The sequence below is a fragment of the Prevotella sp. SGI.167 genome (assembly GCF_050313615.1).
Lineage (GTDB): Bacteria > Bacteroidota > Bacteroidia > Bacteroidales > Bacteroidaceae > Prevotella.
This window is the reverse complement of record NZ_JBNPLT010000009.1, coordinates 88,774-104,870: the sequence shown is the minus strand read 5'-3', so window position 1 is coordinate 104,870 and position 16,097 is coordinate 88,774. Positions and strand designations below refer to the sequence as shown.

At 41.4% G+C, this 16,097-nt stretch carries 17 protein-coding genes; 12 read left to right on the top strand and 5 right to left on the bottom strand.

Annotated features, from left to right (window positions below; translation table 11 throughout):
* Positions 1-27 precede the first annotated feature (27 nt).
* Positions 28-1,761 carry a S41 family peptidase gene (locus ACQRBJ_RS06730; protein ID WP_295347088.1) on the top strand — a complete coding sequence of 578 codons (1,734 nt, stop codon included), beginning with the start codon at positions 28-30 and terminating at the stop codon, positions 1,759-1,761.
* A 1-nt stretch (position 1,762) separates the two neighbouring features.
* Entirely contained in the window at positions 1,763-2,299 is a 537-nt protein-coding gene (locus tag ACQRBJ_RS06725) for a 5-formyltetrahydrofolate cyclo-ligase (protein ID WP_445303159.1), read from the top strand.
* A 28-nt stretch (positions 2,300-2,327) separates the two neighbouring features.
* On the opposite strand, the gene ACQRBJ_RS06720 is transcribed toward ACQRBJ_RS06725, so the two are convergent.
* Positions 2,328-2,618, bottom strand: coding sequence for a DUF721 domain-containing protein (locus ACQRBJ_RS06720; RefSeq protein ID WP_153122652.1), 291 nt, complete (start codon positions 2,616-2,618; stop codon positions 2,328-2,330).
* 67 nt (positions 2,619-2,685) lie between these two features.
* Positions 2,686-3,789 (bottom strand): DNA replication/repair protein RecF, encoded by a 1,104-nt coding sequence (gene recF / locus ACQRBJ_RS06715; protein WP_153122650.1) that lies wholly within the window; start codon positions 3,787-3,789, stop codon positions 2,686-2,688.
* 147 nt (positions 3,790-3,936) lie between these two features.
* Between recF and ACQRBJ_RS06710 the strand changes: the two genes are divergently transcribed.
* The 3 genes from ACQRBJ_RS06710 to ACQRBJ_RS06700 are packed head-to-tail and all read left to right on the top strand — an operon-like array spanning position 3,937 to position 5,588.
* Complete coding sequence (locus ACQRBJ_RS06710) at positions 3,937-4,632, top strand: tetratricopeptide repeat protein (RefSeq protein WP_295347082.1); 696 nt, start codon at positions 3,937-3,939, stop codon at positions 4,630-4,632.
* 45 nt (positions 4,633-4,677) lie between these two features.
* Positions 4,678-5,154: a 6,7-dimethyl-8-ribityllumazine synthase gene (ribH, locus tag ACQRBJ_RS06705; RefSeq protein WP_153122646.1), complete on the top strand. Its 477-nt coding sequence runs from the start codon at positions 4,678-4,680 to the stop codon at positions 5,152-5,154.
* Positions 5,155-5,207: 53 nt separating this feature from the next.
* The gene (locus ACQRBJ_RS06700; protein WP_153122644.1) at positions 5,208-5,588 is read left to right on the top strand and encodes a hypothetical protein; all 381 of its coding nucleotides are present in this window, start codon (positions 5,208-5,210) and stop codon (positions 5,586-5,588) included.
* Positions 5,589-5,651: 63 nt separating this feature from the next.
* Here ACQRBJ_RS06700 and ACQRBJ_RS06695 read toward each other — a convergent pair whose 3' ends face one another.
* Positions 5,652-6,248 (bottom strand): DUF4738 domain-containing protein, encoded by a 597-nt coding sequence (locus ACQRBJ_RS06695; RefSeq protein WP_445303158.1) that lies wholly within the window; start codon positions 6,246-6,248, stop codon positions 5,652-5,654.
* Between the two features lie 372 nt (positions 6,249-6,620).
* Between ACQRBJ_RS06695 and ACQRBJ_RS06690 the strand changes: the two genes are divergently transcribed.
* The 3 genes from ACQRBJ_RS06690 (at position 6,621) to ACQRBJ_RS06680 (ending at position 9,436) form a co-directional block, all read left to right on the top strand.
* Positions 6,621-7,343, top strand: a complete 723-nt coding sequence (locus ACQRBJ_RS06690) for a DUF4230 domain-containing protein (protein WP_295347079.1) — start codon at positions 6,621-6,623, stop codon at positions 7,341-7,343.
* Positions 7,344-7,436: 93 nt separating this feature from the next.
* Positions 7,437-7,925, top strand: a complete 489-nt coding sequence (locus tag ACQRBJ_RS06685) for a DUF4230 domain-containing protein (RefSeq protein ID WP_445303157.1) — start codon at positions 7,437-7,439, stop codon at positions 7,923-7,925.
* 128 nt (positions 7,926-8,053) lie between these two features.
* Positions 8,054-9,436 carry an alanine/glycine:cation symporter family protein gene (locus ACQRBJ_RS06680; protein ID WP_294970219.1) on the top strand — a complete coding sequence of 461 codons (1,383 nt, stop codon included), beginning with the start codon at positions 8,054-8,056 and terminating at the stop codon, positions 9,434-9,436.
* 242 nt (positions 9,437-9,678) lie between these two features.
* Here ACQRBJ_RS06680 and ACQRBJ_RS06675 read toward each other — a convergent pair whose 3' ends face one another.
* Entirely contained in the window at positions 9,679-10,257 is a 579-nt protein-coding gene (locus tag ACQRBJ_RS06675; protein ID WP_445303156.1) for a GNAT family N-acetyltransferase, read from the bottom strand.
* Positions 10,258-10,632: 375 nt separating this feature from the next.
* Between ACQRBJ_RS06675 and ACQRBJ_RS06670 the strand changes: the two genes are divergently transcribed.
* The 3 genes from ACQRBJ_RS06670 to ACQRBJ_RS06660 all read left to right on the top strand — a co-directional run bounded on the left by ACQRBJ_RS06670 (position 10,633) and on the right by ACQRBJ_RS06660 (position 14,992).
* Positions 10,633-12,030: a sigma-54-dependent transcriptional regulator gene (locus tag ACQRBJ_RS06670; protein WP_445303155.1), complete on the top strand. Its 1,398-nt coding sequence runs from the start codon at positions 10,633-10,635 to the stop codon at positions 12,028-12,030.
* Positions 12,031-12,249: 219 nt separating this feature from the next.
* Entirely contained in the window at positions 12,250-12,465 is a 216-nt protein-coding gene (locus ACQRBJ_RS06665) for a hypothetical protein (RefSeq protein ID WP_445303154.1), read from the top strand.
* Positions 12,466-12,661: 196 nt separating this feature from the next.
* Entirely contained in the window at positions 12,662-14,992 is a 2,331-nt protein-coding gene (locus ACQRBJ_RS06660) for an ATP-binding response regulator (RefSeq protein ID WP_445303153.1), read from the top strand.
* Positions 14,993-15,137: 145 nt separating this feature from the next.
* Here the strand turns inward: ACQRBJ_RS06660 and ACQRBJ_RS06655 are convergent, their stop codons facing one another.
* Complete coding sequence (locus ACQRBJ_RS06655) at positions 15,138-15,833, bottom strand: hypothetical protein (protein ID WP_445303152.1); 696 nt, start codon at positions 15,831-15,833, stop codon at positions 15,138-15,140.
* On the opposite strand from ACQRBJ_RS06655, the gene ACQRBJ_RS06650 reads away from it, so the two are divergent.
* Positions 15,832-16,053, top strand: a complete 222-nt coding sequence (locus tag ACQRBJ_RS06650) for a hypothetical protein (protein ID WP_445303151.1) — start codon at positions 15,832-15,834, stop codon at positions 16,051-16,053. The genes ACQRBJ_RS06655 and ACQRBJ_RS06650 overlap by 2 nt on opposite strands.
* The last annotated feature ends 44 nt before the right edge of the window (positions 16,054-16,097 follow it).

Genomic DNA, 16,097 nt, shown 5'->3' with positions numbered 1-16,097 from the left:
CGTTAGTATAATGTAAATTAGTAAGTTATGAATAAGAACAAGAATAAGACCAACAGGTTTATGCCGTTCATCATGGCACTCTGCGTAGTGCTAGGCATTGTCATCGGCACATTCTTTTCGAATCATTTTGCCGGCAACCGACTCAACGTCATCAATAGTGGAAGCAACCGCTTAAACAACTTGCTCCATCTCATTGATGACCAATATGTAGATTCTGTCAACATAGATTCGCTAGTAGATAAAGCCATTCCACAAATTCTTGCGGAACTGGATCCTCACTCGGTCTACATCAGTGCCAAAGATGCAGCTCAGGCTAATGACGACCTCAAAGGTTCATTCTCGGGTGTAGGTATTGAGTTCGTGATCCGCCAGGACACCATTCATGTGCAAAATGTAATCCAAAACGGTCCTGCCGAAAAAGCAGGTCTTCTAGCAGGAGATAAGATTGTTGCTGTGGATGGCAAACCTTTCGTGGGCAAAATCGTGACCAATCAGGAAGCCATGCACCGCTTAAAGGGTCCTAAAGACACGAAAGTAAAAATCGGCGTAATCCGCTATGGCAGCAACAAGGTACAGAGCTTCACGGTAACACGAGGAGAAATCCCAACCAAGAGTATAACTGCAGCCTACATGCTCAATGACAATACAGGCTACATCCGCATCAAGAACTTCGGTGAGAACACTTATCCAGAGATGCTTATCGCCTTAGCCAAACTGTCTCAACAGGGATTCTCTAATCTCTGCATTGACTTACGCGACAACTCTGGAGGCTATCTCACAGCTGCAGTAAATATGGCAAACGAGTTCTTACCAGAAAAGAAACTGATTCTCTATACACAAGGACGAAAGTCTCCTCGCCAAGATTATCCGAGCGACGGCAAGGGTTCTTATCAAAAGATACCTATGGTTGTACTCATCAATGAGGGTTCGGCTTCTTCTGCTGAAATCTTTGCAGGTGCCATGCAGGATAATGACCGTGCAACCATCATCGGTCGCCGTTCATTCGGAAAGGGATTGGTACAACAGCAAATAGAATTCCCAGACCATAGCCTTATCCGTCTCACCATTGCCAGATACTATACTCCTTCTGGAAGATGTATCCAAAAACCTTATACGATGGGTGATGACAAGGATTATGAACAGGATCTTCTGGATCGCTACCAGCATGGAGAATTTTTCTCACAAGACAGCATCAAGCATACGGGTCCTGCATACCACACAGGCATTGGACGTGTAGTTTATGGTGGAGGTGGTATCACGCCAGACATCTTTGTTCCAGAAGATACGCTCGGTATGACTTCCTACTTCAAAGAGGCTAGTTTGAGCGGCTTGATCCTACAGTTTGCATTTACCTATACTGATGATAATCGTCCTAAGTTGAACAACTTCAAGGAGATGATGGAACTTGCCGATTATCTTGACAGTCAGAACATGGTGGAACAGTTTGTCAACTATGCAGACAAGCATGGATTGAAGCGCCGTAACCTTCTTATCAAGAAGTCACATAAGTTGCTGGATAGAGTCATCGACAGCCGTATCATCTATAACATGCTTGATGAACAAGCCTGGACTCAGTATATCAACCAGGACGACCCAGTGATTAAGAAGACCCTCGAAGTCTTCGAAAAGCACGAGGCGTTCCCAAAGAAACCTGAGCCAACAGCCAAATTCAAAAGCAAGAAGCAGAAAGTAGCAATGGCTGGCATACCATACAATTACAGTTCACTACATTGCAGAAATATGATGATGGCAAACGCATAAGATGAATAAGAAAGAACTTAGAAAAATCATAAAAGACAGAAAGCGACAGTATTCCTCAAGCCAACTTGAGGAACTGTCGCTTTCTGTCTTATCCCGACTTACAGATCAAGAATCTTTCCGCAAGGCTAAAATCATTTTAATGTATTATTCTCTCCCTGATGAAGTCAACACTCATACCTTTATTGATGAGATGACAGCTTTAGGGAAAACTGTTCTTTTACCTGTAGTAAAGGATTCAGAAAAAATGGAAATCAGAGAATACTCTGGCAGAAAAGATCTCACAGAAGGTTCCTTTCATATTATGGAGCCTATCGGCAAGCTCTTTCCACCAGAAAGATATGGGGAAATAGAAGTCGGTGTCATTCCAGGTATGAGTTTTGATGAAAAAGGCAACCGTCTGGGACGAGGAAAAGGATATTATGACAGATTTCTGAAAAAAGTACCAACCCTGTTCAAGATTGGCATCTGTTTCGACTTTCAAAAGACAGATACCATCCCAACAGAAGAAACGGATATCAGAATGGATTGCATCATATAAAGAGTTCTGGAAATAGAGGCAAATTCTATCAATAGAAACGGATATCTGAAATCACCAATGCCCCTACCTGCTCGTTCAATCTTCTTACCAAGATTGAACGATGCATGGTAAGATCTGCCCTGAGAGCAGGATTTAGAATCTTAACATAAAGGGTTTGATTCTTGATAAATTTATCAGCACAATAAACAGAAATAGAGGCACCAACAACGGTGTCCCAACTATCCAAGAGACGCTTTTGCTGCAAAGGCGTCTCCAATCCTTCGTTTCTCAAAAACTCCGGCAAAAGTTCTGCTATAGAACGAACCTTTTTTCTAAACATAATTATACCCAATAAATAATGTACTACAAATCGTCAGACTTGATTTTCCACCCCTGACATTCAGTATCTAATCTCTTACATGCAGTTCTCCATTTTCGACAGAGAAAATCTTATAGTCGCCACGTAAACGATGAAGGATTTGGTCAAGATGATCACGATTGGTATCCGTGATAAAAATCTGTCCAAAATTATCATTCGAGACTAACTGAACTATCGCTTCAACCCGCTGAGCATCAAGCTTATCAAAAATATCATCCAACAAGAGTAAAGGAGTGGTATTAGAGCAGGTTCGCTTCAAGAAACTAAACTGCGCCAACTTCAAGGCAATGACATAACTCTTGTTCTGTCCCTGACTTCCCTCACGCTTCATCTGATAGTCACCAATCGTAAACTCCAAGTCGTCACGATGAACTCCATGAAGCGAATAACCAACGGCACGATCCTTGAATCTATCACGCTGGATAACCTCCAATAACGGTCCCCTTTGACAGTGCGAAATATAATGCAAGCCTACCCGTTCCTTATCACCGGAAATATGCTGATAAATCTGCTGAAACAAAGGTATTAATTCGTTGACAAAAGCCTGGCGCTTAGCAAAGAGCAGTTCTCCATTCATAGCCATCTGCTGTTCCCAAAGCTCCATAAGAGTTACATCCGGTTCCGCCTCCATCTTCAGGAGAGCATTACGCTGCTGCAAGGCTTTGTTGTAGTTAGAAAGAGCCTCGATATATGTATTATCATACTGAGAGATAACAACATCCATCAGTTTTCTACGCTCATCACTTCCACCCTCAATGAGGGAAACATCAGAAGGAGAAACAAAGACAAGCGGAATGAGTCCAATATGTTGAGACAAGCGCTTATATTCTTTCTTATTTCGCTTAAAATGTTTTTTGGTTCCACGCTTCATCCCGCAATAAATGTTCTCCAAATCCCCATTATCATTCTCATAATTACCTTCCAACATAAAAAAGGCCTCATCGTGCAAAATGATTTGCGAATCAATCGGATTATTGGCACTTCTGCAAAACGAGAGGTAATAAATTGCATCCAAAAAGTTGGTCTTACCCATGCCGTTATGACCGATAAGACAGTTAATTTTGGGCGACAATTCAATATTGGCGCTCTTGATATTTTTATAGTTAATAATGGAAATATTCTTTAAAATCATAGACTCTTTACTGATTATTGAGTGCAAAGTTAACAGAAAAAGCCCAAAAAACGAAAAAAGTAGGCTAGAAATTTCAATATCTGAATAAAATTCCGTATTTTTGCAGAAGTTTAGCAATATTAGAATAATAAAAAACAAAAATACAAAATGGCAAACAACAAAGTACAGGCTCAGGAAATAGAGAGCCTCAACATTCGTGAGGCCTTCTTCATGAAGAACAAGAAGGCTATTATTATCGCTGTGGTAGCTATTGTAGTTATCATTGCTGGTGTATTCGGTTATGTATCTCAGATCTCTGGTCCACGTGAGGACAAGGCTAGCACAATGCTTGGCAAGGGTCAGACTTACTTCAACAACGAGATGTTCGAACAAGCACTTAACGGAGACGGTGCTGGTTACGTTGGCTTCAAGAAAATTGCAGACGAATATAGCAGCACTGACGCTGGTAACTTGGCAAACCTCTATGCAGGTCTTTGCTATGCTAACCTTGGCAAATGGGCAGAAGCAGAAAAGAGTTTGGATGCATTCTCTTCAAAGGATGACCAGATGATCAGCCCAGCAGCTGAAGCTGCGCTCGGTGATGTTTACGCTCACTTGAACCAGTTGGACAAGGCTGTCGAAGCATTCAAGAAGGCTGCTTCCATGGCTGACAGCAAAGCAGAAGACGACACTAACAACAGTCTCTCTCCTGCATTCCTGATTAAGGCTGGTGAAGTTCTCGAGAGCCAGAACAAGAAGCAGGATGCATTGAATATCTATCAGGATATCAAGAAGAAGTATGTTAACTCTATGCTTGTTCAGAGCGGTGAGATTGACAAGTACATTGAGCGCGCATCCAATTAATAACATCTTACGAGTAACATCTTAGAACAAGTTTAATAGATAATTATGGCAACAGCTCTTCATAATTTATCAGAATATGACCTTAGCAAAGTACCTGATGCCAGCAACATGTGCTTTGGTATCGTTGTAGCTGAATGGAACCCAGAAATAACAGGTGCCCTGCTGGACGGTGCTGTCAAGACGCTCGAAAAACATGGAGCCTTAACAGAGAACATACATGTTAAGACTGTTCCTGGCAGTTTCGAACTCATCTATGGCGCACATCAGATGGTACTTAATGGCGGCTATGACGCTGTTATTATCTTGGGAAGCGTAATTCGTGGTGAAACTCCTCACTTCGATTATATCTGCGAGGGAGTAACCTATGGTATTGCCCGTCTCAATGCCACACAAGAGATTCCTGTCATTTATGGACTCTTGACTACAAACGACCTGCAACAGGCAAAGGACCGTAGCGGTGGCAAATTGGGCAACAAGGGCGATGAATGTGCTATTGATGCCATCAAAATGGCTAAATTCTAAAAGCACAGACATTGAGTCTTTCAAAACAATTACTATATAATAAGGTAAATAAAATGAAGCTCTACCAATTATTACAGTCATACGAATTTGAGGAGATTTTCCCTACAGTCAACGTGATGTTTCCCAACGCACAGTTGCATAGAGACGTCTTTGAAAAAGCATTCAACATGCTTTGCGACATTCAACCTATCAGTTCCAAGAAAGTAATCCGTTTCGAACTGATGGAGGATCCAAACTCTAGCGATATGTTTGTTGGAGCCAACGACAGCTGTTTTCAAACAACTTGGGATGTATGTCTCGGCAAAGAAATAAAGAAAGGGAAAGGCGCCGACCTCAACGATGTGGAAATGGTAGCCAATTGTCTGCTTAATATCCTCTTCATAGGTCGTCATCCTCAAAGTTTCGAAAAAGATTATAAGAAACTCTTCAAATAATCATAGGAATTACAAAAAAAGGACCTCTTGAAATCTGAGTATTTCAAGAGGTTCTTCCTTTATTTATACACCCTCATCATCGTCTTCATCAACAGAAGAATTGCCCGATGGAGAACTGTCATTTCCTTCAGTATCCAGTAATTGATCTTTACTGATACTCACCTCCCCCATCTTAGAGACTTTTACCACCAAAGGCAAATATTCATCACTCATCACATCAGGTGAACCAACACTGGCTGCAAAACAAAGATTGTTACCTTCAGTTTTTACATAGACAATACCCAATAATCCACCAGAGGCCTTGGTATGAGAATCCAAGTATTTTTCAAAGGCAGCTTTGGTAAAACTACGTTTGAAGAATTCAGAACCGTCGCTTCTTATAATCCGAACAGTAATCATATTATCGTGATACTTAGTATTTTCATCTACCTTAACGAGCGGCAAACTGTCATCTGGTTCTCGTTTTACCACCACTTTGTATGTAGCGCCCAACCATTCAATGCTTCTAGACTGCTCATACTCACTCATCTTGAGTGTTTGCTTTTTAACTTTGACAACAGGTTTAGGAGCTATAATGATGTTGCTTTTCTTTTTCTCAGCACACGAAGCCATTATACCTATAGCCAGAGCCATGAAAAATAAGTAATTGATTCGTTTCATTGCTTTTTTATTTTAATGCTACAAAAGTAGTAAAAAAAAACGAAATAAACACGGGTTACCCGTTAAAAAAGAAAAAAAGCATCGACTTTCACAAGCCGATGCTCCGAATCTACCTAAATACTAACTAATAAATTTCCTATTGAATCTTACACGATATAATAAAAGTTCAGTTTATGAATTCTAATCAGTAGTTTGACGTCATCACGAAGAAAAGGTTTAATGCAAGTCTAAAAAAAAATGCATTTTTTCTTCATTAAATGTTTTTTCTCTCTTAAAACTGCTTCTTTTCTTCTTTTTAAAGCAAATTTACCCTTTTTATTTTGAGATTTAAACATTTTGTCGTATCTTTGCAGACAAAAAGAAACATTTTGTATGAAAAAGATTCTATTATTCATAATAACTGCCAGCATTTTTACCTTTTCTTCTTGCTATCAGAAAGAGCAAACGCAAGAAAAGGAGCAAGTCATCGACACTATTCCAATGATGGTGATGCAAATACAAAAATGCAACCGACTATATACGGCAGAAGCCCATGTTCACAAAATTATCACCCACGATGATCAACTGAATCTGAAAGGTTCTTTTTTCAGAAAGAACTTCAACATTCATGTACCTGGTTCAAACAGGAAAGTTGCAATCCCTATGAATGCAACCATCAAGGCTTCCGTAGACTTCCAAGGGTTTTCCAATCAAAATGTGTTACGCAAAGGTGACAAGATAGAAATTATTCTGCCAGACCCAAAGCTGACACTCACGAGCAGTAAGATAGACCACAATGCGGTAAAACAATATGTTTCCATTGCCCGCAGCAATTTCAGTGATGCAGAACTCACCCAACTAGAGCAGCAAGGCAGACAAAGCATCATCAATGATATTCCGAATCTTGACCTCATGGAACAAGCTAGGCTCAGTGCCGCAAATACTCTGATTCCGATGCTCAAGGACATGGGATTCAAGGAAGAAAACATCAAAATTAGCTTCCGTAAGAAATTCACAATCCACGACTTGAAGGAATTCATTTCAAATGGATTGAATGACAATAAAACAATAGAAAAGAGAACAGCCTCTAGCCAGGCATCAAATAAAGAGGACTAAGATATGAAGAAATATGGAATCATAATCATTTTATTCCTTATTATAATAATAGGTGGAGCACTCTTTTGGCTTAATAAAGACAATACAATAAACGTGGCAACGGAAGAAAAGACCACCCTTTCACCAACCCAAGTAGAAAGTATTGAGGCTATCGGGCAATGGGAATTTCTTGCCATCAACGATGAGGAACTCGTTGATACAACCCGACATGGCTTCTTTGGTGACGATCAATTGGTACGTATCTATTATGGTACCCTGCGTCTCGGCATTGACATGAAAGACGTAAAGGAAGGATGGATACAGACGGATGAAAAGAAAGATTCCATAGTCTGCACCCTTCCCCCAATACGACTCCTCGACAACAATTTCATAGACGAGGCAAAGACTAAAAGTTTCTTTGAAGAAGGAAAATGGACTGGCGCTGACCGACAGGCTATGTACGACAGAGCTTACGTTATGATGAAAAAGCGTTGCTTGACACCTGTGAATTATCAGACGGCAAGAAGAAATGCCAAGCAGCAATTCAAAGACATGTTCAAGACAATGGGATTCACTAACGTTAGAATAGAATTCGAAGACTGAGGGTAGAATTACCTTCAGTCTCCCAAAACGGAAGTAACTAAACATATTCCGTTCATAAAAAGACAAGAGAGTTATCAGGGCGCAAGCCTAATTATTAATTATCATTTTTAAATTAAAACATAAGAGAGATGGATGCTATCAATGATTTTTTCACAGCCTTTAGTTCATTCCTTTGGGGATGGCCTATGATTATTTTATTGTTGGGAACTCATATTTTTCTAACCATCCGCCTGCGCTTTCCACAGCGCAAGATATTCCAGGCTATCAAATTGTCTGTCAAGAAAGACAAGAAGGCAACGGGGGATGTTTCTCAATTCGGAGCACTAGCCACTGCCTTGGCAGCTACCATCGGTACGGGTAACATCATCGGTGTGGCTACAGCCATAGCATTAGGTGGACCAGGTGCTGTCCTTTGGTGCTGGCTCACCGGTGTTTTCGGTATTTCTACCAAGTATGCAGAGGGACTTCTTGCCGTAAAATATCGAGTTAAGACAACACGAGGAAAGATGCTGGGAGGTCCGATGTATGCTCTAGAAAAGGGATTGGGCTGGAAATGGCTTGCCATCCTCTTCGCAACCTTTGCCGCCCTTGCTTCTTTTGGTATTGGCAGCACAGTTCAAGCTAATGCCATCTCAACCCTTGTAGAGAATCAATATGGCATTTCTCCTTTCATTACAGGCTCGATAGTTACCATTTTAGGAGCAGCCGTAATCATTGGTGGTGTAAAGACAATCTCTAAGGTTTGTGGAATGCTTGTACCTTTCATGGCCCTATTCTATGTATTGGGCTGTATTTATATTCTCATTGTAAATCATGCCTACATTCTCCCTGCCCTACAGATTATCTGCGAATCAGCTTTTACAACAAAAGCTGCTGGTGGTGGTTTTGCAGGTAGCACACTGATGCTTGCAGCCCGTTATGGTATTGCCCGTGGTCTTTTCTCTAATGAGAGTGGACTTGGTTCTGCGCCAATTGTTGCCGCAGCTGCTCAAACCCGCAATCCCGTTCGACAGGCATTAGTTTCATCAACAGGAACATTCTGGGATACAGTCATCATCTGCGCTCTAACAGGACTGGTAATCACCAGCAGTATCATAGCCTATCCAGATATAGACTATCATGATGGAGCAGCACTTACCAAAGCAGCTTTTAGTAAAATACCATATATTGGAGCTCCATTACTAACATTTGGTCTGACCACCTTTGCTTTTAGTACTACACTAGGTTGGAGTTATTATGGCGAACGTTGCGTAGAATACCTGAAGGGAAAGAAATGGATGCTTTGCTATCGCATCCTCTACATTGCCAGTATATTTGCAGGAAGTGTCATCAGTCTCGGTCTGGTATGGAACATAGCTGATTGCATGAATGCTCTTATGGCTATTCCAAATCTCGTCTCTTTACTATGTCTTAGTGGAATTATTGTGCATGAAACAAGAAAGTATCTTTGGCGCCACCGTCTAGATCAGGATATGGAGGAAAGCGAATTACAGGAAGTAGAAGACAAATAATCGTGCAAACGATTGTCCTGAAGAAATAGCAGAAAACTATATATTTTTGATTCATCCTACCATTTTCTTTTGTACCTTTGCAGCAGAAAAGGTAACTTTATAGAAAATATAGGTTAAAAGAGATTTTATTAGTTTTTGTTGATTAAAAAAATGCCCAGGCAGCAGTGATGCTATCCTGGGCTTTTTGTTTTATATGCTCTATTCACTTATATTCTGTAATCATCAACAAGAATTTTCACTTCTTATTCAGCATTTATCTGCAAATGCTTCATTCCGTGTCCACCCCACGTTGTATAATTGACGAATTGGAATCCCATACGAGTATAAAGGCTTTCAGCTCTTGGATTGCCTTTATCAACCAATAATCCAACCTTCGGAATACCAAGTTCCTTACCACGTTGTATGGCAGCATTCAACAAAAGCTTTGCAATCCCCTTACCTCTATAGCTACTGGAAACAGCCAAACTGTCGAGATAGAATTCACCTTCTTGAGTCTCAGCATCCATACCCGAATAATCAATTCCAAAGGTATCAAGAGCCTCATCTACAAATCTTTTGCGCAAAGTCTTAAGTTGAGCTCCATCATAAGCCACCAAGATGCCAGCAACCACACCATCAGCAGTCATAGCCATCAACACATTTCGGTAACTATACTGGCTATCCTCCATCTTTACCAGACGTTCCATCAACTGATGAAAATCAGCCAATGTATGACGAGGTCCGGCAAAATTCTGACAACATTCCGTATTCATCGCTTCCATAATGAGCGATGCTATATGCGAAGCTTTATCTGGGGTTGCTTGTTCGATATGTATCTTCATTTTCGTTTAGTTTTTACAATTACGAATGCAAAGATAATAATAATTAACGAGATAAACAAAACTTTTTCTTTTTCTTTACTTTTGTTTCACAAAGATTTTATATCTTTGCCCCATAATTCAATAACAAATGTTAAGATAGAGGCTACCAGATTGTCACAACATCAATTTCCCAGAGTAAAAAGCTATCAAAAATCAATTGATAATATAAGATCTCTATCCTTCATGTTTGGGTAGAGACCTTCATTATTATTATAATCTTTTGTAAAAACTGACAATTAAAGACTTTTTCTTTGCTGATTCCAAATAATAATGCTAACTTTGCGCACGAATTTGTTTTATCTTGAGAAGACAAAGAGACAGAAAGATTGTAATGATATGGAAAAAATACTAATAGTTGAAGACGACATCGCATTTGGAACCATGATTCAGACATGGCTCAGGAAGAAAGGATTCGAAGTTGAAAAAACGACTTCGGTGAAAGCAGCTATACAGGCTTGGGAGAAATTGGAAAGTAGATTTGATCTGGTGCTATCCGACCTTCGTCTTCCAGACCATGATGGTATTTTCTTATTGCAATGGATGAGAAAGCACGGCGTGCAAGTACCTTTCATCGTCATGACCAGCTATGCAGAGATTCAGAACGTAGTACTCGCCATGAAGTCGGGTGCTACAGATTACGTAGCCAAACCTTTTCATCCGGACATCCTCCTGGAAAAGATTAAGGAAGCCATAAAAAATCACAATACAAGCTCTCTATCAGAGAAAAATATAGAGCAGAGGGAGGCAACAGGAAATCAGGAGCCAATAGATAATAAAAAAGTATCAGGAAATACGGAATCTAAAGGAAATGTAGATGTTCCTAAATATCTTGAAGGTGAAAGTGAGGCTTCAAGAAAACTCTATAGTTTCGTATCTTTGGTTGCTCCTACCCCTATGTCAGTTCTCATTCTGGGTGCAAGCGGAACGGGTAAGGAATATGTAGCTCGTCGCATTCATGAATTAAGCCAGCGGGCAGGGAAACCTTTCTTTGCACTCGACTGTGGAGCCATTCCTAAGGATGTGGCAGCATCAGAATTCTTCGGTCACAGCAAGGGAGCCTTTACGGGAGCAGACCAAGACAAAAAGGGAGCTTTCGAAATAGCAAATGGCGGTACACTCTTCCTGGACGAAATGGGGAACCTGAACTATGAAGTGCAAGTGCAACTGCTTCGTGCCCTTCAGGAGCGAAAAATTCGTCCATTGGGCAGCAACAAGGAAATCGACATCGACATCCGACTGGTTTGCGCCACCAACGAAAATCTGGCACAGCGTGTAGCAGAGGGAAACTTCCGCGAAGACCTATACCACCGCATCAACGAGTTTACCATCTACATGCCGGAGTTGAAAGACCGTGGTGCCGATCTCTTCCTCTTTGCTGATCTCTTTATCAAACATGCCAACAAAGAACTCAATAGAAACGTGGAAGGACTCGATGGTAAGGCGAAGGAGAGAATCGCCTCTTATAACTGGCCAGGAAACCTGCGCGAATTGAACAATGTGATGAAACGTGCCACTCTTCTTGCCACAGGCAGATATATTGGAGTAACAGAACTGGAACAGAGTATGGCTCATATTCAACCACAAGCTCCTACCACCCTGCATGATGAGGAAACAGAACTGCAGCGTATAGAAGCAGCACTAAAAGCGGCAGGAGGTAACAAGAGTAAAGCTGCACAATTGCTTGCTGTGGATAGAAAGACGCTGTATAACAAGATGAAGAAGTACGGCATCTGAGGAACTTTCCCCAATATTTTGGGGAAAAATTCCACACTTGTTCCACAACTTCCACAAAGTTAAGATTTGGCACAAAAATGCATATTAACTGATTATCAACCATTTACTAAAAGGAGGAATCTTTTGGCACGCAGATTGTGAACTCGCAAACAAGCAACAATGCAAGTAAGACGGTTCATTAAAGTAAAAATAATATTCACAATAAAAAATAAAAAGATTATGAAAAAGTTAGTATTCGCAGCTATCGCTGCCATGGTAATGGTATCAGTTAGTAATGTATTCGCCAACAACAAAATGGCAAGTGTTTCATCAGTAGCTCCAGTAGACACAGTTGCTCCTGCAGAACCAGCAGACACAACAGTAGAGAAGACAACTCCAGCAGAGACTCCAGCTGATTCTACAACAGCAACAACAGATTCAACTGTAGCTAAGTAATATCACCTTCAAAAAACAGTAATAAACAGAAGAAATAGAAAGACATTAAATATCAGTAATTACGCTTCGCTTTCAATTAGGCAGGAGACTAATGATAAAATTCATTGGTCTCCTGACTTGTTTTTAGCCCTTTCTTTTCTTTAAATCAGTTTTTTGCATTATCTTTGCAGAAGATAATTAAGTAAGTAGATTTCACATGCACAAAAACAATATTCCACTCAAGGTAGCCCTCGGCTATTGCATTATTGCTATTATCATGATTCTGGCAATCAGTCTCGTATATAGCAACACCAAGAGCATCATCGCCATCAACGAAGCATCCCGTGAGTACATCAAGAAAAAGGATGCAGCAGACAGTACCATGACTTCTCTGCTCAAAGAAGAACAGAAGAACTTGAAGCAACTCTCTGATGCAATGGCAGGGAAATCTACGTCCAATTATCTGCAAGATAAGGTAAAAAGTCTCAATACCGGCAAGGATTCTATCGTTGTTCATTCCAAAGCCCCACAAACCCACGAGGCAAAGAAAACTACGGTGGAAGTAATGAAGACCCGCCGAGGATTCTTCCGGCGACTAGCCGATGCTTTCAAGAAAGAGCATGCAGAGACGCTAAGCATCAAGCAAGACAGCAACAGAGCCATCATTGATTCTATCACAACTCCTGTGAATGTGGCAGAAAATGTAGCCAACATTCTGGACCAGATAGACAAGAAGGAGAAGGTGGCTACGCAAGACCATAAGGAAAGTATCAACAAAGAGATGGAAGACTTGAAAATAGTCAGTACAAAACTTGCCTTACGTTCTGCCAAGCAACTGAGTGATGTGCACCAAAGGGAACGTGACTCTATGCAGAAAGCCATCAACAAAGCGATGGCAGCCCGCAGACAACTGTTGTGGCAAATAGGTTTACTCACACTAATAACACTCTTTGCAATTATCGTCATGATTTGGTTCATCTGGCGCGATGCTAGAAAAGAGCGCATCTACCGGGAGAATCTTGAGGCAGCCAACGAAGAAATCCAACGCATCATGAACCAACGTGAACGACTTCTTCTCACCATTACCCACGATATCAAGGCTCCCGCAGCCTCCATTTCCGGCTTCATCGACCTGATGAAAGAATACGTCACCGAAGCACAAGGTATGGAATGTCTTCAAAATATCAAGAACTCAGCAGCTCATCTTTCCAGACTCGTAGCTTCTCTTCTTGATTATCATCAGTTGGAAAATGGATTGATGAAGGTTCAGCCTGTTTCTTTCTCTCCAGCCCAACTGGTGAAAGAATCGGTAGAGGGAATGCGATTACGAGCCAAAGAGAAAGGCTTATCCATTTCGTATGAGATGACGATGGGAATGAAAAAGGAAGCAAATCAGGAGAATGAAACAGACAAGGAATTATTCCTAGCCGATGCTTTCCGTATTCGTCAGATTCTGGATAATCTGGTGAGCAATGCCATCAAATATACCGATCACGGAAGTGTCAACATTGAGGCACGAGTTTCCAAAATCATGGGTAAGCTGACACTCACCCTGAGCGTGCAAGATACCGGCAAGGGAATGACTGATGAGGAAAAGCAGAAAGTATTCCAGGCATTCACCAGATTAAAGAGTGCACAAGGCATCGAGGGAACAGGCCTGGGCTTGTCTATCACTCAAGAACTGGTGTCGCTTCTCGGTGGAGAAATTCTACTTCGTTCTACCTTGGGCAAAGGTTCCAGTTTCATCGTTACGCTACCTATAGAACCTGCCCCAAAAGATGATTCGCAGGAGGATATCAAACAAACATCTGATCATCAGGAAGCCAAGGACTCAGACAACAAAAAGAAGGCTCAACAAGAGTTTGCCAACAATAAGGTTCTGATTCTCGATGACGACAAGCTTCAGCTTCAACTTCTCCAGGAAATGCTACGACGCATAGCAGGCGATTCCTGGCAAGTATTCGCCTGCAATCATGTGATTGATGCACTCACCATCCTGCACAATGAGCAGCCAGCCCTCATGCTGATGGACATAGAAATGCCAGAAATGAATGGTACAGAGATGATTACCCACATCAACCATACCAATATGACTGTCATTGCTATGACAGCGCATGATACGAGTATCCGGGAACAACTTATAAAAGCCGGCTTCGACGATTGCCTGTTCAAGCCATTCAGCATGGAGAAGTTATCTGCTATCCTGGGAATAGATTCTGAACCTCAATCCCACTTTGACGCTCTTCTGGCTTTTGCAGAGGGCGATGAAGAGGCTGCAAAAGAGATACTCAACACCGTGAAGCAGGAACTGGCAGAACATCTTAAGAATTTGAAAGAAGCCATGGAGGAGGATTCCTTATTTATAGATAAAATAGGAAAAGCTGCTCACAAGCTCCTGCCGATTGCCAGTATGATGCAGATGAGTTGTCTGGAAGAACTGAAGGCACTATCGCCTGAACATATTCAAGAGAATGGAGAAGAAGAGATTAGGAAGAAATTGAAGGTTGTTGCAGATTGCTTGCAGCACGTGCTGGAACAGAGTTTCTAGCACGCGCCTTCCCTTTTATTCCCTGATCTGCTGCGGCGTCAGCCCTGTATGCTTCTTGAAATAACGACAGAAGAAACTGACATCGGCAAAATGAAACTACCAAGCCATCTCCTTGATGCTTTGCGTAGTTCGCTTAAGATGCATCTTAATCTGCAGAATCACGTATTGGTCGATGATGGTCTTGGGGGTATGCCCAGTTACCTGGTTCACGATATTGGTGAGATATTTCGAGGAGATATTCATCTGGTCGGTATTGCGGATTGCGCTGAAGATACTCATGAAAACCGATGAAGAACGCCTTCAACTGGCACAATACCAATTGGGAGATACAAGTACATTCCGATTGGTCGAAATAAACTTTTAATAGAGCAAACATTCCATTGATGATATTTGTCACCACGGGGATATCCTGTCTGCATCTGTCTTCCCGTAAGGAAGAATAAACCGTCTGTTCCAGTTGCAGACTTGCTTCACGAAGCAAGGAAGGATTATATTTCAGGATTTCGGCTTGGAAGCAGTTCGCTGTTTGAAGAGATTTGCAATCTCCGTTTTCAGTTTCAGGGGATTTGCAATCCTCATTTTCAGTTTCAGGGGATTTGCAATCCCCATTTTCTGTTTGAGGGGATTTGAAATCCCCGTCAATCTTCAATTCTACTACATCATTCGGGAACAGCGTAATCACCGCCCCCTCATAAAGTTCCCAATCCTTATAATTCACATTCAGCCTCGCCTTTCCTTTCCGGCAAATCAATATTGCTCCGTAAGTCAATACTTGCGGACCCTCCTGCCATTCCTCCAAACCAGAGCAGGAAAGGCTTGCTTTCTGATAACTGCTCTTCATGGAATTGACGATGGCAGGCAACATGTCGCGCGGATTGCCTTACGATGCCACCAATCTTCTGATGCTCAGTATCCGGAACCTCTATGGCATTACTTGTATCATCGGTCTTGCTGTATTGCTCATCTTCCTGCTATGGGATGTTCAGCCGGTAAGAAGTACCCTGAAGAAAATGCCAGCATGGAATTTTGTAGGCAGAAAGATGAAAAAAGCAAGCAGATAATGCGCACATTCAAAGAAAAACATTATCTTTGCATTTAGTTTAAC